This window comes from Inconstantimicrobium porci, assembly GCF_009696465.1.
In the GTDB taxonomy this organism is placed as follows: Bacteria; Bacillota; Clostridia; order Clostridiales; family Clostridiaceae; genus Inconstantimicrobium; species Inconstantimicrobium porci.
This window is the reverse complement of sequence record NZ_VULX01000038.1, coordinates 1-21,830: the sequence shown is the minus strand read 5'-3', so window position 1 is coordinate 21,830 and position 21,830 is coordinate 1. Positions and strand designations below refer to the sequence as shown.

Genomic DNA, 21,830 nt, shown 5'->3' with positions numbered 1-21,830 from the left:
TCATTGTGAATATTTATCTCCAAGTGAATATGAAAATAGGTACTATTCAGAAAATATAAAAAATGCATGTTAATCACAAAAATTATTTATCCAAATTTAATTTGTACTTTTTCTTGACATAGTACCAATAAAAGGTTAAAGCAGATTTTGTAAATAGGTATTGACAATCTGTTGAATTAAAAGGAAGAATTGGATTATGAAAAAGATAGTTACAGCAATAACAGCATTATCACTTAGTTGTATAATGGCAGTTCCAGCAATGGCTGAGACAGTATATTATAAAGGTGTTAGAGAAGGAAAATAAATGAAGAAAGTATCTTTTATTGGTACTGTTCGTTATTTAGGAGCTATATTAATAGTCATTCAAGGCATATTAATTGCCTTGCTGGCTATTTTTATGCTTAATAGAACTTACCAGAATCAGTGGAATAAGTATTTGGAATCTTCATCTACGCTCAATTTATATTTGCAGAATATTTCTGAAAAGCGTAAAGGTGATATTGAAAGTTATCTTTTTTAGGTTTGGAGAAAAAACAGTTTTTATAAAGCTAAACTATTTAATAGATGAAAGTGGTACTAATTCAGATAATGATTGAGTATCTGATTTCAGGATGGGGCAGAATTACATGTACACTTGTCAGCTATTTTATACGCAGTAGTTAATGTTATTCTATGAAGGGATTAATCTATTCTTATTTAGCGGATGAAAACAAGACAGGTAAATCATACTTTGAAAATACTAGATAAGCAGGGAAATGTTAATTTTATATTATTTTTTAGTGTATGATATTATTAAAGAATCAGAAAGAAATATAATGTAATTGTTAATAAAAAATAAGATTATATTTGAATTTATGGGAGGGTTAAAATGACACAATTTGTTTCTGAATCAGTAAAATACATTGGATGTAATGACAAGGACATTGATCTTTTTGAAAGTCAGTATGTTGTACCAAATGGAATTGCATATAATTCTTACGTGATTCTTGATGATAAGGTTGCAATAGTTGATACTGTTGATAAAAGAAAGCATGAAGAGTGGCTAGTAAATCTTGATAAGGCACTTGAGGGCAGAAAACCTGATTACCTTATAATTCATCATATGGAGCTAGATCATGCAGGATCAGTAGTGGATTGTATAAACAAATATCCTGATATTACTTTAGTTGGTAATGCGAAGACTTTTGTATACTTAACACAGTTTACAGGAATTGATTCTTTTACTAATAAGGTAGTTGTAAAAGAAGGCAATAAATTAAAACTTGGAAAGCATGAACTAACTTTCATCATGGCACCAATGGTGCACTGGCCAGAGGTTATGGTTTCATATGACAGCTATGATAAGATTTTATTTTCAGCTGATGGATTTGGTAAGTTCGGATCATTAGATATAGATGAAGAATGGACAGGAGAAGCAAGAAGATATTATTTCAACATAGTAGGTAAATATGGTGCGTCAGTTCAGACACTTTTAAAGAAGGCAGCAGCATTAGATATTAATATAATATGTCCAACTCATGGACCTGTTTTATCTGATAATCTTGCATATTATATTGGTTTATATAATACTTGGAGCAGTTATACTCCAGAAGAAAAAGGCGTTTTAGTAGCATATGCTTCAATTCATGGAAATACTGCTGTAGCAGCAAAAAAGTTTGCTGAAATATTAGCACAAAAAGGTGAAAAAACAGTAGTTGTGAAAGACCTTTCAAGAGATGATATGTCTGGTGTTGTAGAAGATGCTTTCCATTATGACAGAGTAGTTTTAGCTGCAGCAAGTTATGATGGTGGTGTGTTCCCATGCATGGATGATTTTCTTCATCATCTTAAGTCAAAAGCATACCAGAAGAGAACTGTGGGAATTATAGAAAATGGTACATGGGCACCTTGTGCCGCAAAAGCAATGAAGGAAGTGCTTGAAAAGCTTAAGGATATAAATATTTTAGAACCAATAGTTACAATAAAATCAGCTTTAAAAGAAGAAAACATGGACGACATGAATAAGCTTGCTGATGCTGTTGTTAATTATAACAAATAAAATATAATTTCGTCCTTTAGTAATCGAGGGGTTACAACGCATATGAAGAAACGATTTTAAGAGACCGCAGGAAACGAGGTCGGCTTCAGAATATGTGTTGCAACCCTTTTTTATCTTTCTAATCTTTCTCATCTTTCATTTCTTTTTCAAGAACAAATGTCATTATTATTCTAATTACAAAAATTGATGCAATAAGAATAAGTTCCTCCATGTTTTTAATAATGACTGTTTTAAGTATTTCTGCAGCAAGCTTAAAATCAAGTACTGTAATCATCACATCCGCAAAGTCATATTTGATATTAATATTTTTATTAAAAAACCTATTTAGTATGTAGTGATAAAAGGCAGTAAAAGCGCCTAATATTAAGATTAGAATACCCATAAGTTCAAATAGATGAATAAATATAGGTAAATATGTATTAAATAATTCTTCCAAAGCTATACACCTCATATAATTGATAACCTTAGCTTAACCAGTAATTTAAAAATACATGCAGTTATAGTACTTAACTCTGTATTTTTTAAATTGTTCACTTTGTAAGTGTATATCTTTGATGGACTTATAAGTATAAAAAACCTACCTGTACCAATTATTGACTGAGATTATGTGTATAAACGTTATTGAGTTATTATAATAAAATTATGAATAAAGAGGATAATTTTTAGTGTGATTTTATAAAATGAGAGTAAACTCGTATGAAAAAAGAGCCTCTCCAGCAGTAAGTAAAACTGATTTGGACAAGATCTTTTTATTGTTATAGATTAAATGATGGAAAGTCTATCTCCAGATTTTCGTAGATATAAACTTTCACTCTGTCATCGAAAGTGTATGATATCGGAGCATCATAGCCGTTTTCAGTCAAAGTATATACTAAGATGTTTTTTCTTATTGGATTGATTATCCAGTACTCTTTAACTTTGTATTTTTCGTATAAGTTTAACTTACGTACATAATCGTTGCTTGGATTATAAAGTGAAATTATTTCAATAATCATGTCTGGAGATCCAGTACATCCTTTATCCGTTAACTTATTCTTATCACATATTACTGAAATATCAGGCTGGACAATATTTTTACTATTTATGATGTCTTCATCATCATTCTTTAATATTACATCAAAAGGTGCAGGATAGACTTCACATTCGCCATTATGTGCCTGAATGTAATTTTCTATAGTAGTTAATATTTTTGAAATTAATTTCTGATGTATTCTGCTAGGGGCAGGTGACATAGTAATTACTTCTCCTTCAATAATTTCTACTTTGTCGTTTTCGTCAAAAGATAAATAATCTTTGTAAGTATATATCTTTGATGGATTTATCAACATAAAAAAACCTCCCTGTACCTATTATCACCATAGATTAGCTTATTTAAACAATGCTCATTCATTATTATAAAATTATGAATGAAATCATGATGCAATGCAATAGAAATTTATAATTTATTATATTCTTGCTATTAGCTTGTCCAGCTAAATCTATACTAAAATAGCTTTCTAGATTTATCTATGCAAAAAAGAGCTTATCTAAAGTAGACAGCAAACTACTTTGGACAAGCTCTTTTTTGCTTGTAATGTTAATAATGTTATAATGATTACAATGTACTTACGCAATTATATTTGTTTTTAGGGGGATTTAATTGAATTTGAGGGAATCTATAATTTATCACTACTTTGATGCATGGATTGACAATGATAGTTCTATACTTAACGATATTTTTGATGACAGCATTATTTATAGCGAATGTTATGGGCCTGAATATCATGGTGTTAAGCAGGTTAAGATGTGGTTTTCAGACTGGCACGCACATGGAAAAGTGCTAAGATGGGATATAAAAAGATTTATGCATGATGGTATGAGTACTATAGTTGAATGGTACTTTGAGTGCGATTACAACAAAAAAATAGATGGGTTTGATGGTGTTTCCATTATTGAATTTACTGATGATAATAGAATAAAATCTGTAAAAGAATTCGAGTCAAAGAAGGAACATATCTATCCATACGGAAAGTAAGGGAGGTATAGCAATGAGCACTAATATAGTAAGAAGAGGCTTTGTGCCAACTGATGAAAAAGAATTTGGTGAAAAATCTCTACAAAAACTTAGAGAAGCACAGAAGGATGTTTTTATGCTTATAAACAGAGGCTATCCTATAAAAAGTGCTTCTACATTTGTTGGTAATCATTATCTTTTATCAGAAAGACAGCGTATGGCAGTGGTAAGATCAACTTCAGATAGCTTGGCCATCCAAAGAAGATTGGAAAAAGAGAAAATTTCAGCAGAAGGTGAAACTGTTTATATTGATGGTTTTAATATAATCATTACTCTTGAAGTAGCTTTATCACATTCAACTCTCTTAAAGTGTATGGATGGAACAATTCGAGATCTTGCAGGACTTCGTGGTACATATAAAATAATTGATAAAACAGACATGGCACTTAAGATGATAGGGGAAAGCCTTGAGGCTTTAAAAGTAAAAAAGGCTGTATTTTATATTGATAAGCCAGTATCAAATTCAGGAAGGTTAAAGTCAAAGATTTTAGATGACCTTAGCAAGTTTGACTTTGAAGTGGAGTGTGAACTAGTAGATAATGCAGATAGAGCACTTGAAGATAAGAACCATCCTGTTATTCAAGGAATTTTAAAGTATTTATCATCTGGAAAAGATTTTGATGGACATGTATGGCTTAATACAATTAAATCAAACAATGATTATCCACATGCAGAGTGGTGGAGTTATAATGAATCGGTTGAATTATATGAATATATGAAGGAGTGCTCTATCAGCACACTTGTAGATATGAATGAATTTAAGGAGCTACTTCAAAAACAGATCCATCATGTACTTACTTATGATAAATCAATATGGGCAATAGATTATGTGTGCAAGCGGAGCGAGAACATTTCTTCCTCAATTCTAAATTAGTTCAATGTTGTTCTTTGGAATGCAACAGTTAATTAATGTTTTTGTAATTCTAAAATTAGTTACTTTCCAAGGATTCTCTGGAACTGTATAAATGCTCCCTGATAGCATGGTGCGATGTATCGTTCCTTTGCTTTTTTATCTTCAACAGCTTTTACATACTGTTCAACTATAGATTTTGTCGATTTCATTTCTATCTTCTCAAAGTATTTAAGTTGTTTCTTTTCAAGCTTATCAACTTGATCTTTAAAATAAGAATCTTTTTTCATCCACACAAACTGTTTCATAACATTTTTTTGATTAAATCCAGTGTGGTAAGCGCCTGGTTCAATGAGGGCTACTTCAATGTTCTTGTCTTTGAGAGCTTTCATTTCATCTCTTAATGACATACCCACAGCTTCAAGTGCAAATTTAGTGGCTGTATAGGGTGAAAGAAAAGGCACAGTTATTCTGCCAATAAGTGAGGAAACAAAGATAACCCTGCCGCTGCCTCTTTTTATCATGTTTCTAAGAACAGCCTGAGTAAGTTCAATAGCAGAAAAAACATTAGTTTCAAATGTGTTTCTGTAGCGGTCAACATCAACTTCGCTTACTGAACCTGAATCGCCTATACCTGCATTATTTATAAGCACATCTATATCGAGATTTTTAACGAGATCTCTATCTTTTTCACTGCGGATATCAAGCTTGAAACTTTTTATATTTAAGTTTTCTTTTTGTGCAATAGAATTCATGAATTTTGCTTGTTCTTTTACGTAAAATTTTAATCATATATTCTAATAAGAAAAACAGAATATTATATCGATTTTAAGAAAAGCTAAAAGTAAATATTATTGAAAGAAGGGTGATTATGAATATATATCAACATAATCAGATTTATATGCAGGATATTGGTTTTGTAATTGAAGATATATTTTTTATAAGAAGATGCAGAAGAAAGAGAGGCAGATTGAGACACCTTATATAAAAGAGTTTTCAGAAAAGCATCATTTTAAACTATATGAGATGGAAAATAACATAGAAGGCGGAGATGTTCTACACCATAATGATGTAATATTTGTTGGATTAAGTTCAAGGACAAAATTAGCTGCTATTGATGAATTAAAAGCAGCTTTTAGTAAATTTAAAATCAGTGCAGAGGTGATACCAATTTCTTTCGATACAACAAAGCCACATCTTGACTGTGTCTTTAATACTCTAGACAAAGATCATGGAGTAATCTGTCCATATGTATTTAATTATCAGGATATCAGAAAGTATGTTCCAAACTTGTATGAGATTACAAAAACAGATGCGGACAATTTTGGCACAAACTTTGTTAACTTAGGTAATAAAAAAGTATTATGCAGCAATATGAATGTAGCAGATATGCTGAATAATGAAGGCTGTGATGTTCAATATATCGATTATAGTGAAATAAATAAAAATGAAGGAAGTCTTGGATGTTCAATTTTATATCTTAATCGAAACAGGAAGTTTTAAATGAAGAAAGGTGAGATTATGAGGAGAAAATTAAAATGGAAGATTGCAGCTCTTGCAGCATCATTAATTGTCGGCTGGTTTGCGAGAAGTGTTGAAGCAAAGGCATTTGTTGTTGAGGAGAGCATAACTAATAATATTATTCCAAAGCCAATGAGTTATAAAGCTGGTGTAGGAAAGTTTGTTTTGAATAAGGAAACTAAGATTTATGTTAAAGGTGGCAACGATGAGGAAACTGAAGAACTTTTAAGAATAGCAGATATGCTGAAATCTAAAATAAGCGCTCCTACAGGTTTTAATCTAAATGTTTTTAAAGGCAGTAGTACTGAAAATAATACTATTAATCTAGAAACAACTGATGGTGAGGAGACTAAGAATAATGAAGAATATAGATTGATATCAAATAATCAAAATATTAAAATCACAGCATATACACCTGAAGGAATTTACAGAGGGATTCAGACTCTGCTTCAGATGATGCCGTCAGATATAGCTAAGAACAGTCTTGCTAATGGCGTTGAGTGGAGCGTACCTGCAGCTGAAATTAATGATAAGCCTCAGTACAGTTACAGAGGATTTATGATTGATGTTGCACGTCACTTCTTTAGCGTAGATGAAATTAAACGTCAGATTGACCATGCAAGTCAGTATAAAATAAACAGATTACATCTGCATTTAAGTGATGATCAGGGGTGGAGACTTGAAATTAAGAAGTATCCTGACCTTACTTTAATTGGTGGAAGCACAGAAGTTGGTGGCGGAAAAGGTGGTTATTATACTCAGGAGCAGTTTAAGAATATTGTAAAATATGCAGCTGACAGATATATAGAAATAATTCCTGAATTTGATATGCCAGGACATACTAATGCAGCTTTAGCATCTTTAGGGTTTTTAAATCCAGATGGCAAAAGGAAGCCTCTATATACAGGAATAGAAGTCGGTTTCAGCTCTTTGATGACTAACAGCGAAAAAACTTATGAATTTATTGATAATGTGTTTAAGGAAGTATCAGCAATTTCACCTTCAAAATACCTGCACATAGGAGGCGATGAAGCATTAAGTACGCCAAAGAATGATTATGATTATTTTGTGGGTAGAGTATCAAAAATAGCACAGAAGTATGGCAAGACACCAATAGGATGGGATCCAATTGATACAGCACCTGAAATAAATTCTAGTACAATACTGCAGAACTGGCAGGATTCAAATGAAGCAGCGAGAAAGAAAAATATGATGATGAATATTTCAATTGCGGGGAAGGCTTATCTTGATATGAAATATAATAAGGATACTCCTTATGGGCTTGACTGGGCAGGATACATTCCAGTGGAAACAGCTTATAAGTGGGACCCAACAGATTATGCACCACAAAACTTAGTGCTGGGAATAGAATCACCTTTATGGACAGAAAATGTTGCAACTGGTGAGCAGATGGATTACATGATATATCCAAGACTTTTAGGCTATGCAGAAATAGGATGGACACCAAAGAGTGAAAGAAACTGGGAAGAATATGCGATAAGGCTGAGAGCTCAGGGAGCAAGGCTTGCAAACGAAGGAATAAACTTTTATAGAGATCCATCTATTTTTAAATAATTTAGATAAGTTAGGAATTGACAGACTAAAATTGTCAATTCCTATAGAGATTCAACTTGAAAATGAATATAATATGATTCAAAGGAGTTTATACTATTGAGATGCACTTTATTGAGATACCAAAGCTTCAAGAAAATAGTGACGAAAAAGACATGCTTACTGCGTGGACTGAGTTCTTAAAGGATCCTGAAAGTGAAAGAGTTAGAAGCTTAGAAATGAGCGTTGAAGAGATACGTGAAGCTAAAGATGAGCTAGTGAGAATAAGTAATGATCAAGAACAGAGAGAGTTATATGAAATGAGAGCTAAAATTCTGAAAGATAAAGTTAGTGCATTAAATGAAGCTGAAAGAAAAGGAATTAACAAAGGAAAATTTGAAGTGGCTAAAAATTTATTGAATATTTTAGATGATGAAACAATTGCAAAGACAACTGGATTAAGTATTGATGAAATTAAGAAGATAAGAGAAAATAAAAACTAAGGTGGTGCTTTCGAGCATCACCTTAGTTTTTGTTATGAACTTTAGTGTGTTGAATAATGTTATCCTTAAATTTTCCTGTTCTTTCTAAAAGCTAATGGAGTCTTGCCATGTGCTTTTTTGAAAGCTTTGACGAAGTTACCACTGTGATGATAACCTAGTTTTTTGGAAATTTCCTCAACGCTCAGTTCAGTTGTGCAGAGCAGATTTTCTGCTAGTGACATTCTGATTGAACTTGAATACTGGCCGATTGTCATGTGATATTTGGCTAAGAATCCTGCTTTTAATTTCTGCTCATTAAGGTAAACTATTTTGCTTAAATTACTTATAGTTGGCGGATTGCAGGGATCATCAGTCAAGATATCATGTGCCTTCTGTATTGCATGCATATCTGATGATGTCAGTGTCACATATCTGTTGTTACCTATCTTAACATCGCCGTAGTTAAACTGGTTTGTAAACACGTTATCAGATTTCTTAAGCTCATTTTCAATAAGTGCAATGCTCTCTAAAATCTTGCTTTCTAGATAAAGCGGTAACAACTGCTCTTTTTGCGCAAGGCTGCTTAAGTTATTGATAATTGAAGTTACATCAAGCGGCAGATAGTTGTAAGTATAATTTGTAATGAGATTATCAAAATTCAGCGTGTTTGCAAAGTTAGGAATGATAACTTCATCAAAATATTTTTTATGTATTGTAATTTCAGCACCATGAAAGTGCTGTCCTTTTTTCCAGCTCTGTTTTCCACGAAGTCCTTTTTCATTTACAAAAAATGAAGAGGGACTGAAGGAAGAAACGGTGTTGTCTGCAAGTTTAAACTCAGTTTCTCCTTTATAAACAATACCCAGTCTTATAATTTCTTCATTGTGGTCAAAGGAAAGTGAAAAGTCTTTGTAAATCGTATAATCACCTATTAATAGCTCATAATAATCTTCTCTGAAATATTTAATTAAGTAGCCAAGCTCAGGCTTAAGTGCATTTCTATATATAATGTAATGGCCGTTATCCTCTGGGATAAAAGACAGGTTGTCTAAAATTAGAGATTGAAATTCTTTTATGCTTTTCGCGACCATATTAAATCTCTCCTACATGTGTTAATCATTTGTTTTGATATTGGGAACAATATATTTGATTGTATATGGTGCCAGAAAGAATTACAAGAAAAAATTGTTGGAAAGGGTGAATAAATTATCAAAAATGGTGAATGGCTTGAAATGATAATCATTCTCATATACAATTTGAACATAGTCAAACAGATAAAACATGTGGAGGTACATAAGATGAAAAAAAAATTTTTTAGCACTATAATTGCTACAGTTCTTTTAGGGACTATGCTTATTGGATGCGGCACAGGAAGTAACAAAACAGCAGAATCAAAAAATGAAACAGTAACAGTTACAGATGTAAAAGGAAATGTTGAAATACCAAAGAATCCAAAGAGAATTGTTGATTTAAGTGGGAACAGTGATATCTTATCAATAATTGGGTACAAGGTTATAGGTACAGCAAACAGTGATGCTTATGATCAGACAAAATTCCCTTCATACTTAGAAGAAACTTTAAAGGGAGCAAAGATTTTAGGATACAGCATGAACCCTACTATGGATGTTGAAGCTATTATGAACTTAAACCCAGACTTAATAATAATCTCAACAGTTCAGGAAAAAATGTATGATGAATTAAGCAAAATTGCACCAACAGTTATGATTAAGCTTGAAGCTTTAAACTGGAAAGAAGATGTTAAAGCTTTTGCTAAAGTGTTTGGGAAAGAAGACGTAGCAAATAAGTGGCTTGCAGATTACGAAGCTAAGGCAAAGGCTGCTGGAGATAAGATTAAGGAAAAGTATGGCACTCATACTACTTACCTTTCATTCCTAGCAAGCGGTGGACAGTTATTCGTATTTGATGGCGCAGGTTTCGGTAGTGTTTTATACGAAGATATGGGGCTTAAAAAGCCAGAAGGTATGCCTAAGCAGAGTGATATAAGTTTACCAGTTGTAACTTATGAAGGTCTTGCATCGATAAAGGCTGATTACATATTTGAAATTGCAACTCCTGCAGATAAGAAGGAGCTTGAAGCTAACGCAATATGGAATAACATACCTGCAGTTAAGGATGGTAATGTTGTAGAGCTTGCAGCATCTCCATACTTCAATCAGGGTTATAGCCCAATAGGAAGACAATTATTAGTAGAAGAAATAGGTGACTTATTAAATGAAGCAAAGTAATAAACGTTTATCAATATTTGTGATAATTAGTTTGTTACTTCTAGTAACTGGACTGGTTCTGGCTGTAAGGCTGGGATCCGTCCATATTGCTTTTACGGATATTTATGACAGCATATTCAATTATAGTGAATCTTTAGAACTTATGCTTGTAAGGGATGTTCGTATTCCAAGAGCTCTTTCTGTACTTATGACGGGAGGAATACTGGGAGTAACAGGTGCAATGATACAAGGGGTTACAAGAAATCCTATAGCGGAACCATCAATATTAGGTGTCAGCCAGGGAGCAACGCTTGTAATAGCAGTATTTTATGTAGCAGGAATTGGACTATCAACTAGAAATGTAATGATCGCATCACTTATTGGAGCCTTTTTAACTGGACTTTTAGTAATTTTATTTATATCAAAGAAGGCTAACAATAATTCAATAGCAAAGATACTTCTTGCAGGAACAGCCATGAGTACATTCTTCATGTCGCTGACAACAGTTGTGGGACTTTTGTCAAATCAGTCTCAGATGATTGGATTCTGGGTTGCCGGTGGATTTAGGAATGCATCTTGGGCAGATTTCAGACTTGTATTTATTGTAGGAACAATGGGACTAATTATTGCAGTTTTTATGTCTCCAAAGATTAACATATTAAACCTTGGCGATGATGTTGCCATAGGGCTTGGACAAAACCCTGAAAGAATAAGATTTATTGTTTTGATGGTTATGATACCAATGTGTGCAGCAGCAGTTGCAGTTGGTAAGAATATTGCTTTTGTGGGACTTATTGTACCTCAGATAGTAAGAAAATTTTTAGGTGAGGATTACAGAAAGAATATCCCTTGCAGTTTCCTTTTGGGAGCAGTTCTTTTAACATTTGCAGATGTGGCAGCGAGAATGCTGTTTAATCCATATGAAACACCAATAGGAGTATTTACGGCACTTATAGGAATGCCATTCTTTATAGCAGCAGCAAGAAAGGAGAGAGGTTAATGAAAAAGGATAAATTTAAATTAGTTTTTATCATAATGATTGCTTTAGTAATTGCCTCTTCAATAATGTCATTATGCTGGGGAACTTATAAAGTAACGCCGATGGAAGTTATAAATACTTTCTTGGGAAATGGAACAAGGCTGCAGAATACAGTAGTTTTGAGCATGAGACTGCCAAGACTACTTGTTGCTATATGTGTTGCAGTGGCACTTTCAACAGCAGGAGCAATTCTTCAGACAATAACTAAGAATGATCTTGCAGATACAGGAATCATCGGAATCAATGCAGGTGCAGCTGTGTCAGCAGTGCTTTTTATAACTTATTCAACAGGCGCATATTACGAAAAGCTTGGACAACTTTCAATATTTGTGCTGCCATTTATGGCTATAGTAGGAGCAGGAATTTCATCTTTTGTTATCTATATGATGTCAGCAAGAGGAGGCATTAAGCCTAAAAGACTTCTGCTTGTTGGTATAGCGCTGAACGCAGGACTTAATGCTTTTATCACGTTCTTCACATTCAGAGGTGGAGTTGGTGATTATAACAGAGTGCTTGTCTGGACATCAGGAAGTTTATGGGGCAGCGGATGGAGCTATGCAAAAGTTATAATTCCAATAATTATAGTGCTTTTCACAATTGTACTTTTAAATAATAAGAAATTAGATGTATTAAGTCTTTCAGACGAGCTTGCTATCTCACTTGGACTCAACATTGAAAGACAACGAAAGAAGTTTTTAAGTCTTGCTGTTATTCTAGCTGGAACAGCTACAGCTTTTGCTGGAAATATCGGATTCTTAGGACTCATTTGTCCACATATTGCAAGAAGACTTGTAGGACCTTACCACAAAAAATTTATATCGATATCTGCATTAATCAGTGTGATTATCATAATCGTTGCAGATGCAGTATCAAAGAATTTATTTTCTCCAATTGAAATCCCAGTAGGAATAACTGTATCAATATTTGGAGTACCGTATTTTGTTTATTTAATGATGAAGGAGAAATAATTATGGAAGCAATTAGTGTTAAAGATTTATGCGTGTCATATGGAGAGAATACGATAATTGAAAACATGACTTTATCTATTCCCAAAGGAAAGATAAGTATAATTATCGGTGCTAATGGCTGTGGAAAGTCAACTCTTCTAAAGACTATTGCAAGAATTAATAAATATAAAAAAGGTGACGTATTTATAGGCGGCAAAAATATTAAGAAGATTAAAGAGAAAGAAATAGCTAAAGAAGTTGCTTTTCTTCCTCAGGGACCAGTCTGCCCGGATGGACTTACAGTACGTGAACTTGTTGCTTTTGGAAGATTCCCTCATCAGAAAATGATAGGCGGTCTTAATAGTCATGATAAAGAAGTTATTGAATGGGCAATAAAGGAGACAGGGCTTAGTGAGTTTGCTGACAGACCAGTAGAAGCTTTATCAGGCGGACAGAGACAGAGAGCATGGATTGCCATGACTTTATCACAGGAAACTGAAATCATCATGCTTGATGAGCCTACAACTTATCTTGATATGTCATACCAATTAGAAGTTTTAGAGGTTCTTCAGAAGCTTAACAGGGAAAAGAATATCACAGTTGTAATTGTACTTCATGAGCTTAACAATGCCTGCAGATTTGCAGACAACATAATTGGTCTTAAGAAGGGCAAGATTATATGTCAGGGAAAACCTATAGATGTCATCAATAAGGAAAATCTTAAAAAGATTTATGGCATAGACGCATCTTTACGCAAGAGTGAAAATGGTGAATATCCTATTTGTACTGAGTATGAGCTTTTAAGGGAGGAATAATGAAAAATAAAAACTTTATAATTTTAGTCATCGGCCAGATTATTTCTCTTTTTGGCAATGCCATTCAGAGATTCAGCATGTCACTGTATCTTCTTGAGTTTACAGGAAGTGCAGCAACTTTTGCTAACATACTGGCCATTTCAACTATTCCCTATGTGCTTTTTGCACCGATAGCAGGAAAGCTGTCTGACAGCTTTAGCAGAAAGAAGATAATGGTCTATCTTGATTTATTCTGTTCAGTGCTTATTGGAAGTTATGCATTTGTGCTTTTAAGAGGTCATGACCATAAAATAATCGTAGCAGCAGTAATGTTTATACTGTCAATATGCTACACGCTTTATGGGCCGGCAGTAACTTCATCGATCACTATGATTGTTGAAGAAGATAAGCTTACTTCAGCTAATGGAATAATAAATCAGGTTGGTTCTATAGTGAATTTTGCTGGACCTATAATTGCAGGCGTGCTTTATGGATTCTTAGGAATAAAGATAATAGTAGTGATTAATGCAGTAAGTTTCTTATTTTCAGCAGTAATGGAGATGTTTATGGATATTCCTGATGTTGCAAAGTCTGATGAAAAAGCAGCTAAAGAAAAGCTTGTTTCAGCTCAGTTTGTGAAGAATTCTTTTATTGAAATGAAGGAGAGCTTTGTTTATTTAAAGAAGGAAAAGAAGATAGTGCTTGGAATCATTGCTTCATATGCTATGTGCAACATCTTCCTTGTGCCGATTTTATCAATTATTGCGCCATATTTTATTAATACATATCTTAAGATGCCGTCACAGGTTTACGGAGTTGTGGAGGGTATATCAGTACTTGGGATGATTATCGGTGGATTCATCATCAGCGTAAGACCTAAGATGTTTTCAATGAAGAATATTCATCATACATTTATCCCGATGATCAGTGGCGCTATTGCTATGGCATTTGTAGTTGTGCTTAAGATGAATAGATATACCATGGCAGGACTATTTGCTCTATGCGGCTTGTTTATCATGATGTCTATAGCTTTATCAAATGTACTGACACTGACATTCATTCAGAAAGCAGTGCCACAGGATATGCTTGGACGTGTATCAGCATTCTCCACAGCAGTTGCTACAATAAGCGTTGCACCAGGCCAGATACTTTACGGACAGATAATCGAAAGGGGAGTACCGCTTTTCGTTATAATGGCAGTAACTGCTGTGCTTAATATAGGACTTGCTGCTTTCAACAAGTGGAACGTAAGAGAGCTAAGAGATTAGAGAGTAGAGAAATGGTAGAATGTAATTTCGTCCTTTAGTCATCAAGGGGTGAAAGACATATGAAGAAACAACCTTAAGAGACCACAGGGAACGAGGTCGGCTTAGGAATATGTCTTTCACCCTTTTTTATTTATAAATCAAGTTCCATATGTAATTATATAGTATAATTAACACATATCTAATTAGTAAATTATTAGAGTTAAAGGAGTACTATATTATGAAGAATAAATTGAATGAAATAGATAAAAAACAGCAGAGGGAACTTAGAAGACAGCAGATAAGGGAGCTTAATGAACCACCTCATCTTACTGTAGGGGAGGAAGTAGGCAATGCTATAACTCATGGGGTAGGTGCAGCTTTAGCACTGGCAGGATTAATACTGCTTCTGCTTAAATCTGATACGGGTCTTAAAGTTATGGCATCATGCTTTTATGGTATCAGTCTGTTTTTTATGATGCTTATGAGCTGTTTATATCATTCATTTAGAAGTGGATCAATTGTAAAACGATTATGGAGAAGATTTGATTACTCTTCAATTTATCTCTTAATAGGTGGCACATTTGCGCCATTATATCTTGTATATTTAGGAAATACTTTAGGAGTAATGCTTTTCTGTATACAGTGGGCAATAATTCTTTTTGGTATAATAATTTTAGGAGTATTTGGCCCAGGAAGAATGAAGTGGATTCATTTTACTTTATACTTTGTTATAGGATGGAGCGGACTAATGTTTCTTCCTGACTGGTTCATGCATAATCGTCCGTTATTCTGGATGATTCTTATTGGTGGTATTGTGTATACTACAGGAATGATTCCATTTTCCAAGAATAAAAAGTATGATCATTTCATCTGGCACTTCTTCGTGCTGGCAGGAGCAGTACTGCAATGGATTGGTATCTACTTTTTTGTTTATTAATTAGATTTGAGATAAGAGAGTAGAGAGAAGAGAAAAGAAATAATTCATGCTATCACATGAATTATGTCCTAAACTATGAGTTATAATCAGTTTAACTAAAGGCAAAAGAGTCTATTTAAGTTTATTGCATCATATCTTTGATTTGTTCTTCACTCATTGAAGAGTCGCATTTTACTTCTACAGTGCCTTTTTTTCCTACAAGGAATCCTGGAACTGTGTTGATTGTGTATTTTTGTCTGAAAAAATTTAGATTCGTGTCTGTTATATCATCGCTATTTACATAGTAGATTATTTCATTGACATTGCTAGCTACTGCACTGAGCTTTTTCACAAACTTTCTGCAGTATGGGCATGTTTCACGCCCTATGTAGACTATGGTCTTATCCTGTGTCTCTAATAGCTGTCCTGCTTCATCTGATTTTATGTTTGTAAATGACTTGACATCATCATTATATGTATCTTCATCAAACATCTGTCTACCTCCTAAAGCTATATAAAATAAAAAATTTTAAGATCTATTTTGAATCTCCGTCGGTACACGCAAGCTTCAATTATAGACCTTAAAATTTTCTGGTAAAGCCGGGGAACCCAACATTTGATTTCTAGCTCAGATCTAGAAGTCAGGATGAAATCCCCCAGCCAATATATATTGTGCGCAGAATTGAAATAAATATACATTAAATTTTTATTGACAAAGAATAAAAAATTTTATTTAATATTATCTGCGGAAATTAATTGACTATTATGGAGGAACTAAGGATGAAAGCAAGAGTTGATGAAAATAAATGTATAAGCTGTGGATTATGTGAAGGAATATGCGCAGAAGTATTTAATCTTGAAGAAGGATATGCTGTAGCTGGTGAAGTATCAGAAGATAATGAAAGCTTAGTAATAGAAGCTTGCGATAGCTGCCCAGTTGAAGCAATTTCAATAGAAGAATAGTACACTAGAACAATAATGTTAATAACTCGGTAAATTTTAGGATGTTTAGTTCAAAAATATCATGTTTAGTAAGAGACTTAAAAGTATTGAAAATATGATAAATTTCAAGAAGCGCATTATTGTGGTCCCCTAAATGCATATATGCAAGTGTAGTATTATAAAGCAATTAGAAAAGGAATGTTCTTTTTTATAGAGATAGCAAATATATTCTAATTTTAAGTTATTATCCCATAGCTTTTTTGCAATATTTCCGATATTTACACATCTTATAGGCTTTAACATGAATATCTTTTTCCACATTCTCATATAGATTTTAAGAATGGTTACGTATATTATATCTATAATAAAAAATTAATTTATAATGAAAACGATAAGAAAAATACTTGTATATTCTGCACTAAATTTGGTAATATAAAATTAATGTTTATTAAATTTAGGGGGATGAAGATGAAGGTACAGGAAATTACGAAACTGGTTTCGATAATGTCGTTACAAGAAAAAATAGATCAAATGCTACAGATTATGGGATTTTTTTATATGGATGATGAAGGTGTTTTAACAGGGCCTATGCGTGATCTTGGAATAACACAAGATGATGTAGATATGGCAGGTTCTATACTTGGAACATTCGAGGCTGAAAAACTTATTCATATACAGAAAAAATATATGGAGAAGCAGCCACATCATATTCCAATGCTATTTATGGCTGATGTAATTCATGGTATGAAAACTATATTTCCACCGCCAATAGCTCAAGGAGCAACTTTTAATCTTGAAATGGCTGAAAAGTGTGCATCAGTTGCCGCTAAAGAAGCTTCAATATCAGGACTGCATGTAGTATTTTCGCCAATGGTAGATCTAGTTCATGATGCAAGATGGGGACGTGTTATGGAATCAACAGGGGAAGATCCATATCTTAACAGCTGTTTTGCAGAAGCGCAGGTTAAAGGGTTCCAGGGAGATGATATGGGAAAACCTTATAAAGTTTGTGCATGCATAAAACACTTTGCAGCATATGGTGGAGCTATTGCAGGAAGGGATTATAACACTGTTGAATTAAGTGATAATACACTTCGTAATTTATATCTTGCACCATATGAAGCAGGAGTTAAAGCTGGTGCAGGTATGGTAATGACTTCATTTAATACTGTTAATGGAGTTCCAGCAACTACAAATAAGTGGCTTATGAGAGATATACTTAGAAACGAAATGGGTTTCGATGGCGTGCTTATCTCAGATTTTAGTGCAATTAAGGAAACAATTGCTCATGGCTACAGCAAAGATGAAACTGAAGCAGCTAAAAAAGCTATCGAAGCTGGCGTTGATATAGATATGATGAGTAATGTATATGCTGCTAATCTAGTAAAACTAGTAGAAGAAGGTAAGGTAGATGAGAAGCTTATTGATGATGCTGTTCTTAGAATACTTCTTTTGAAGAATAAGCTTGGACTTTTTGAAAATCCATATAAGGATGCAAGTGTTGATGAAGAAAAGACACTTGTTTTAACAGAAGAAAGCAGAAAATTAGCAAGACAGGCAGCAAGCGAATCATTTGTACTTTTAAAGAATGATGAAAATATTCTTCCATTAGATTTAAAGAAGAAGATAGCCTTTATAGGTCCATATACTGATAATAAGGAAATGATAAGCAGCTGGGCAATTACAGGTAATGCTAAAGACTGCGTTACAATAAAAGAAGCTGCAGAAAAAGTGTTTAGCAGTGACAGGACAGTTTATGTCAACGGTTCTCCTGTACTTGGCAATGATGTAAAACTTGTGGGCTTTGGTGATGGTGCACCTAAGGAAGTTCCAGAAGAAGAACAGGAAAAAATGATGAGGGAAGCAGTGTCAGCTGCCAAGGAAGCAGAAGTTGTCGTTATGCCTATTGGAGAGCATTATATGCAGAGTGGTGAAGCAACAAGCCGTGGCTTTATTGATGTTCCAGAAGTTCAGATGAAGTTGTTTAGAGAAATAGCAAAAGTAAATGAAAATATTGTAGTAGTATTGTTTAACGGTAGACCTCTAGATCTTCGTGAAATTTCACAGACTGCAAAGGCTGTTTTAGATGTATGGATGCCTGGAACAGAAGGAGGAAATGCAGTAGTTGATGTTCTTACTGGAAAGGTTAATCCACAAGGTAAGCTTCCAATGAGTTTCCCATATTCTGTTGGACAGGTTCCAATAAGCTACAACCATTATTCAACTGGACGTCCAGCTGAATTATCAAGTGATCCAAGATATTGTTCAAAATATATTGATATGCCAAATGAACCTCTTTATCCATTTGGTTATGGAAAGAGTTATACAGAGTTTGAGATTTCACAAGTCAGACTAAGCGATACAACTCTTACAGACAGCAAATCAATAAAAGCAGAAGTAAGTGTGAAAAATATTGGACATACTGTTGGAACTGAGACATTACAGCTATATTTACAGGACTGCTTTGCAAGTGTTGTAAGACCAGTTAAAGAACTTAAAAGCTTTAAAAAGGTAACTTTACAGCCAGGAGAAGAAGCAGTAGTATCATTTGATGTAGATGAAGAAATGCTACGTTTTGTTAATGCAGAAGGCAAGCTTGTTAGCGAAGAAGGCGAATTCAATCTTTGGATAGGAAACGCTAGCAATACAAAAAATAAAGCATCATTTACTTATAAAATGTAGAATGTATATTGTATAATGTATAATTTAGGACAGAATTCATTCTGAATTCTAATATTAGTAATGGAGGCTTTGCCTCCAAGCCTCTAAAGGTTGTAACTTAAGGAGGTTTGGAGGTGAAACCTCCATTTTGAAATTCTGAGGGAATTTAATCATTACTTTGCGCTTTTGACATATGACGTTTGACTTAATCTAATTTAAGAAGTTAATAGAGAACAGAAAAGAATTGTGTCCAGAAAGTTGATTTTGCAATAGTTATTATATAGCTTTTTTGAAATAAGCTTTGTAAGTATGGTATTATGTATTGGAACAATATGCTAAAAAGTTATTATTGGATAGTGTAAAGTTTCGTATGAAAAAATAAAGAAGGAAGATTTTCTCTTCTTCTAATTCAAATTGCTGCTTTGCTAATGGATACGCACTATAGCCATCAGCAATGAACTTAAGAGTTTTGTTTGGGAAGTTTTTAATTAAATTAGCAAGATAGTATGAACACTTATTATTTGTGCATTTATGTACTTTAAAATGTTTTCGTTCCTTACGTTCCGTAAGCGTCGAGCCACAGTATGGACATTTAAAAACTAAAGGCTTAGTAACAAAATTAGACTCTTTAAATGCAGTACCACAAACTTTGCATTGATACTGGCCTTTACTACCATTGTTATCATAGATGTATTCATGAGTGGCACCACATTTAGGGCAGATAATTTTGTCTGGAATAGTTTTACCGTTACGTCTTTGGACGGGCTTGATAATTTTATTATATTTATGCTTGTAATACGCTAAAAGCAGTTTGTAATCAACCTGCTCAAAACGCTTGATTATAGGCAGTTTATCTACTTTAAACTTTTGATATTTAGGACTGTTAGAATCATCAAATTGCATTTGCTTAAGCGGTATATGCTGAGCAATAAATCCTATAAGCTGATAAATAGTTTTAATTAAATATTGATATATATTAGTAAATAAGTTATAATTGAATCCACAATAACGACATCCTTTCATGTTGGATTTTGGTTGTAGCGATTCAATTGTAACATGAAATTAGGGGGTCGTTGTTTTTTTATACAAAAAAACTTCCGAAACCTTGATATATAAATAAATTTTAAAGTAAAAAGTGTGAAGAAACTTTACACTAACCAACACAGAATAGGCGTAAAATTAGGAAAATTCTTTGAAGAAAATGGTGTCAATCTTATAAGATTTGATTATAGAAATTTAGGAGTTAGTGACGGTTATTTTGAACAATCAAATATGAAAGATAGAATAAAAGATATTAAGGAAGTGTGTAATTATATAAAGTCTTGTTTCGGAAATATCAAAACAGAAATATTTTTAATTGGATTCAGTGATGGCGCTAGAAATGCAATATTAGCAACACAGTCTATAACGGAATTAAAAGGTTTGATTTTATGGAATCCAATCTTTAATATATATGGTAATAACAATGAAATGGATTAACAATATATTACAATATGGAGGAAGAAATGAAAAAAGTAAATACAGTTAAAGGTTCAATAGACGTAGAAGAGCTGGGGCTCACTTTAATACATGAACATATCTTTAATAATTATCCATACTATAAAGAACAAGAGAATACAGACTTTGCATTAAAACAATTAAACTTGTTAAAAAAGTTTAATGTTAAAACTATAGTTGACTTAACACCGTATGCTAAGTTTTCACCTTATAAAAATTTAATTGAAAATTGTAATGATTTTAATATAATATCATCAGTTGGATTTTACTTAGATAAGTTTGTACCAAAGCAATATAAAATAGATAACGTAGAAACATTAGTTAATAAGTTATCAAAAAAGATAGAATGTGGTGTGGGAAGTGAGAAATGTAGACCTGGAGTAATAAAAATTGCTGCAAAAAATGAAAGTTTATCAAGGAATGAACTAAAATTTTTTGAAGTAGCAAGTATTTTGCAACAAAAGTATAACATTCCTATAGCAACGCATTCACCAAAAGGTGCATTAAATCATATAAAGACATTAATTAACTTTGGTGCAGATCCAAATCATATTTATTTATCACATCTAGAAAATTCTTTTAATGAAGAGAATTTTAATAATTCTATGAACAATATGATAAAAGTCACTCAAACTGGAGCAAGCATATTGCTTAGTAATTTTGGGTTTAACGAAAATGGTAAAAGATGCATTAACTCTGCAGATATAGCTAAATACTTAAAAGATTATGGCTATTTAAATAAAATATTAATTAGTGCAGATAGTTATTGGCTATGGAAAAATAATCAAATAAAAATAAGAGAACAAAGAAAAAATCAAAAAGTAGAAAAGAATATATTATATACATTTAATCATATAATACCGGCCTTAAGAAAATTAAACTTTAGTGAAGAAGATATACATGAAATATTATATGTGAATCCATATAATATATTTAATTGACTAATTGTATAATGAAATTGAACCAATAAAAAATCCATAGTGATTACCCGTGTTATAATTAAGTTGCGAAACCAAAATAACAAGGAGGATAATCACTATGAATTACCCAAATCATAACACAGAATC

The 21,830-nt window shown here is 33.0% G+C and carries 23 protein-coding genes; 17 read left to right on the top strand and 6 right to left on the bottom strand.

The annotated features are described in order from the left end of the window. Positions 1 to 304 precede the first annotated feature (304 nt). Together FYJ33_RS15010 and FYJ33_RS15005 are read left to right on the top strand one after the other, a co-directional pair. Positions 305 to 520 (top strand): hypothetical protein, encoded by a 216-nt coding sequence (locus FYJ33_RS15010; protein WP_154532636.1) that lies wholly within the window; start codon positions 305 to 307, stop codon positions 518 to 520. Between the two features lie 348 nt (positions 521 to 868). Continuing rightward, positions 869 to 2,038 carry an FprA family A-type flavoprotein gene (locus FYJ33_RS15005; protein ID WP_154532634.1) on the top strand — a complete coding sequence of 390 codons (1,170 nt, stop codon included), beginning with the start codon at positions 869 to 871 and terminating at the stop codon, positions 2,036 to 2,038. A 118-nt stretch (positions 2,039 to 2,156) separates the two neighbouring features. On the opposite strand, the gene FYJ33_RS15000 is transcribed toward FYJ33_RS15005, so the two are convergent. Continuing rightward, on the bottom strand, positions 2,157 to 2,474 hold the full coding sequence (locus FYJ33_RS15000; RefSeq protein WP_235900875.1) for a DUF1622 domain-containing protein: 318 nt from the start codon (positions 2,472 to 2,474) through the stop codon (positions 2,157 to 2,159). Positions 2,475 to 2,793: 319 nt separating this feature from the next. Next, entirely contained in the window at positions 2,794 to 3,366 is a 573-nt protein-coding gene (locus tag FYJ33_RS14995) for a Uma2 family endonuclease (RefSeq protein ID WP_154532631.1), read from the bottom strand. A 311-nt stretch (positions 3,367 to 3,677) separates the two neighbouring features. Here FYJ33_RS14995 and FYJ33_RS14990 point away from each other — a divergent pair, with 311 nt between their 5' ends. Then, entirely contained in the window at positions 3,678 to 4,052 is a 375-nt protein-coding gene (locus FYJ33_RS14990; protein WP_206046726.1) for a nuclear transport factor 2 family protein, read from the top strand. 13 nt (positions 4,053 to 4,065) lie between these two features. Then, a complete protein-coding gene (locus FYJ33_RS14985; RefSeq protein ID WP_154532630.1) occupies positions 4,066 to 4,965 on the top strand; it encodes a DUF434 domain-containing protein in 900 nt (299 codons plus the stop codon). Positions 4,966 to 5,024: 59 nt separating this feature from the next. Here FYJ33_RS14985 and FYJ33_RS14980 read toward each other — a convergent pair whose 3' ends face one another. Further along, complete coding sequence (locus FYJ33_RS14980) at positions 5,025 to 5,696, bottom strand: SDR family NAD(P)-dependent oxidoreductase (RefSeq protein ID WP_154532629.1); 672 nt, start codon at positions 5,694 to 5,696, stop codon at positions 5,025 to 5,027. 193 nt (positions 5,697 to 5,889) lie between these two features. On the opposite strand from FYJ33_RS14980, the gene FYJ33_RS14975 reads away from it, so the two are divergent. The 3 genes from FYJ33_RS14975 (at position 5,890) to FYJ33_RS14965 (ending at position 8,516) form a co-directional block, all read left to right on the top strand. After that, positions 5,890 to 6,444 carry a dimethylarginine dimethylaminohydrolase family protein gene (locus tag FYJ33_RS14975; protein ID WP_154532628.1) on the top strand — a complete coding sequence of 185 codons (555 nt, stop codon included), beginning with the start codon at positions 5,890 to 5,892 and terminating at the stop codon, positions 6,442 to 6,444. Then, positions 6,445 to 8,037, top strand: coding sequence for a beta-N-acetylhexosaminidase (locus FYJ33_RS14970; protein ID WP_154532627.1), 1,593 nt, complete (start codon positions 6,445 to 6,447; stop codon positions 8,035 to 8,037). A gap of 101 nt (positions 8,038 to 8,138) precedes the next feature. Continuing rightward, entirely contained in the window at positions 8,139 to 8,516 is a 378-nt protein-coding gene (locus tag FYJ33_RS14965) for an Rpn family recombination-promoting nuclease/putative transposase (protein ID WP_154532626.1), read from the top strand. Positions 8,517 to 8,581: 65 nt separating this feature from the next. Here FYJ33_RS14965 and FYJ33_RS14960 read toward each other — a convergent pair whose 3' ends face one another. Beyond that, positions 8,582 to 9,586 carry a helix-turn-helix domain-containing protein gene (locus FYJ33_RS14960; RefSeq protein ID WP_154532625.1) on the bottom strand — a complete coding sequence of 335 codons (1,005 nt, stop codon included), beginning with the start codon at positions 9,584 to 9,586 and terminating at the stop codon, positions 8,582 to 8,584. A 207-nt stretch (positions 9,587 to 9,793) separates the two neighbouring features. Between FYJ33_RS14960 and FYJ33_RS14955 the strand changes: the two genes are divergently transcribed. The 6 genes from FYJ33_RS14955 (at position 9,794) to trhA (ending at position 15,684) form a co-directional block, all read left to right on the top strand. Continuing rightward, complete coding sequence (locus FYJ33_RS14955) at positions 9,794 to 10,741, top strand: iron-hydroxamate ABC transporter substrate-binding protein (RefSeq protein ID WP_154532624.1); 948 nt, start codon at positions 9,794 to 9,796, stop codon at positions 10,739 to 10,741. Beyond that, positions 10,728 to 11,720: a FecCD family ABC transporter permease gene (locus FYJ33_RS14950; RefSeq protein WP_154532623.1), complete on the top strand. Its 993-nt coding sequence runs from the start codon at positions 10,728 to 10,730 to the stop codon at positions 11,718 to 11,720. Before FYJ33_RS14955 ends, FYJ33_RS14950 begins: the two co-directional genes overlap by 14 nt. Continuing rightward, positions 11,720 to 12,727: a FecCD family ABC transporter permease gene (locus FYJ33_RS14945; RefSeq protein WP_154532622.1), complete on the top strand. Its 1,008-nt coding sequence runs from the start codon at positions 11,720 to 11,722 to the stop codon at positions 12,725 to 12,727. Before FYJ33_RS14950 ends, FYJ33_RS14945 begins: the two co-directional genes overlap by 1 nt. Before the next feature lie 2 nt (positions 12,728 to 12,729). Further along, positions 12,730 to 13,521, top strand: coding sequence for an ABC transporter ATP-binding protein (locus tag FYJ33_RS14940; protein WP_154532621.1), 792 nt, complete (start codon positions 12,730 to 12,732; stop codon positions 13,519 to 13,521). Continuing rightward, a complete protein-coding gene (locus tag FYJ33_RS14935) occupies positions 13,521 to 14,768 on the top strand; it encodes an MFS transporter (RefSeq protein ID WP_154532619.1) in 1,248 nt (415 codons plus the stop codon). The genes FYJ33_RS14940 and FYJ33_RS14935 overlap by 1 nt, the downstream gene beginning before the upstream one ends. 217 nt (positions 14,769 to 14,985) lie before the next feature. Further along, on the top strand, positions 14,986 to 15,684 hold the full coding sequence (trhA, locus tag FYJ33_RS14930; RefSeq protein ID WP_154532617.1) for a PAQR family membrane homeostasis protein TrhA: 699 nt from the start codon (positions 14,986 to 14,988) through the stop codon (positions 15,682 to 15,684). 121 nt (positions 15,685 to 15,805) lie between these two features. Here the strand turns inward: trhA and FYJ33_RS14925 are convergent, their stop codons facing one another. Further along, on the bottom strand, positions 15,806 to 16,156 hold the full coding sequence (locus FYJ33_RS14925) for a thioredoxin domain-containing protein (RefSeq protein WP_154532615.1): 351 nt from the start codon (positions 16,154 to 16,156) through the stop codon (positions 15,806 to 15,808). 287 nt (positions 16,157 to 16,443) lie between these two features. On the opposite strand from FYJ33_RS14925, the gene FYJ33_RS14920 reads away from it, so the two are divergent. Both FYJ33_RS14920 and bglX read left to right on the top strand, forming a co-directional pair. Next, a complete protein-coding gene (locus FYJ33_RS14920; protein WP_154532613.1) occupies positions 16,444 to 16,626 on the top strand; it encodes a ferredoxin in 183 nt (60 codons plus the stop codon). A gap of 447 nt (positions 16,627 to 17,073) precedes the next feature. Then, a complete protein-coding gene (gene bglX, locus FYJ33_RS14915; protein ID WP_154532611.1) occupies positions 17,074 to 19,287 on the top strand; it encodes a beta-glucosidase BglX in 2,214 nt (737 codons plus the stop codon). Positions 19,288 to 19,581: 294 nt separating this feature from the next. On the opposite strand, the gene FYJ33_RS14910 is transcribed toward bglX, so the two are convergent. Next, the gene (locus tag FYJ33_RS14910; RefSeq protein WP_206046725.1) at positions 19,582 to 20,289 is read right to left on the bottom strand and encodes a hypothetical protein; all 708 of its coding nucleotides are present in this window, start codon (positions 20,287 to 20,289) and stop codon (positions 19,582 to 19,584) included. A 114-nt stretch (positions 20,290 to 20,403) separates the two neighbouring features. Here FYJ33_RS14910 and FYJ33_RS14905 point away from each other — a divergent pair, with 114 nt between their 5' ends. Both FYJ33_RS14905 and FYJ33_RS14900 read left to right on the top strand, forming a co-directional pair. After that, the gene (locus FYJ33_RS14905; protein WP_154532609.1) at positions 20,404 to 20,745 is read left to right on the top strand and encodes a serine aminopeptidase domain-containing protein; all 342 of its coding nucleotides are present in this window, start codon (positions 20,404 to 20,406) and stop codon (positions 20,743 to 20,745) included. Between the two features lie 26 nt (positions 20,746 to 20,771). Continuing rightward, a complete protein-coding gene (locus FYJ33_RS14900; protein WP_206046724.1) occupies positions 20,772 to 21,704 on the top strand; it encodes a phosphotriesterase family protein in 933 nt (310 codons plus the stop codon). Positions 21,705 to 21,830 lie beyond the last annotated feature (126 nt).

Bases quoted from the DNA above. Each gene is read 5' to 3' on its own strand.
- FYJ33_RS15010 (WP_154532636.1), top strand. From the start codon at position 305: ATGAAGAAAGTATCTTTTATTGGTACTGTTCGTTATTTAGGAGCTATA.
- FYJ33_RS14975 (WP_154532628.1), top strand. From the start codon at position 5,890: ATGCAGAAGAAAGAGAGGCAGATTGAGACACCTTATATAAAAGAGTTT.
- FYJ33_RS14945 (WP_154532622.1), top strand. From the start codon at position 11,720: ATGAAAAAGGATAAATTTAAATTAGTTTTTATCATAATGATTGCTTTA.
- FYJ33_RS14935 (WP_154532619.1), top strand. From the start codon at position 13,521: ATGAAAAATAAAAACTTTATAATTTTAGTCATCGGCCAGATTATTTCT.
- FYJ33_RS14985 (WP_154532630.1), top strand. From the start codon at position 4,066: ATGAGCACTAATATAGTAAGAAGAGGCTTTGTGCCAACTGATGAAAAA.
- FYJ33_RS14950 (WP_154532623.1), top strand. From the start codon at position 10,728: ATGAAGCAAAGTAATAAACGTTTATCAATATTTGTGATAATTAGTTTG.
- FYJ33_RS14970 (WP_154532627.1), top strand. From the start codon at position 6,445: ATGAAGAAAGGTGAGATTATGAGGAGAAAATTAAAATGGAAGATTGCA.
- FYJ33_RS14980 (WP_154532629.1), bottom strand. From the start codon at position 5,696: ATGAATTCTATTGCACAAAAAGAAAACTTAAATATAAAAAGTTTCAAG.
- bglX (WP_154532611.1), top strand. From the start codon at position 17,074: ATGAAGGTACAGGAAATTACGAAACTGGTTTCGATAATGTCGTTACAA.
- FYJ33_RS14925 (WP_154532615.1), bottom strand. From the start codon at position 16,156: ATGTTTGATGAAGATACATATAATGATGATGTCAAGTCATTTACAAAC.
- FYJ33_RS14960 (WP_154532625.1), bottom strand. From the start codon at position 9,586: ATGGTCGCGAAAAGCATAAAAGAATTTCAATCTCTAATTTTAGACAAC.
- FYJ33_RS14995 (WP_154532631.1), bottom strand. From the start codon at position 3,366: ATGTTGATAAATCCATCAAAGATATATACTTACAAAGATTATTTATCT.
- FYJ33_RS14965 (WP_154532626.1), top strand. From the start codon at position 8,139: ATGCACTTTATTGAGATACCAAAGCTTCAAGAAAATAGTGACGAAAAA.
- trhA (WP_154532617.1), top strand. From the start codon at position 14,986: ATGAAGAATAAATTGAATGAAATAGATAAAAAACAGCAGAGGGAACTT.
- FYJ33_RS14920 (WP_154532613.1), top strand. From the start codon at position 16,444: ATGAAAGCAAGAGTTGATGAAAATAAATGTATAAGCTGTGGATTATGT.
- FYJ33_RS15005 (WP_154532634.1), top strand. From the start codon at position 869: ATGACACAATTTGTTTCTGAATCAGTAAAATACATTGGATGTAATGAC.
- FYJ33_RS14900 (WP_206046724.1), top strand. From the start codon at position 20,772: ATGAAAAAAGTAAATACAGTTAAAGGTTCAATAGACGTAGAAGAGCTG.
- FYJ33_RS14910 (WP_206046725.1), bottom strand. From the start codon at position 20,289: ATGAAAGGATGTCGTTATTGTGGATTCAATTATAACTTATTTACTAAT.
- FYJ33_RS14955 (WP_154532624.1), top strand. From the start codon at position 9,794: ATGAAAAAAAAATTTTTTAGCACTATAATTGCTACAGTTCTTTTAGGG.
- FYJ33_RS14940 (WP_154532621.1), top strand. From the start codon at position 12,730: ATGGAAGCAATTAGTGTTAAAGATTTATGCGTGTCATATGGAGAGAAT.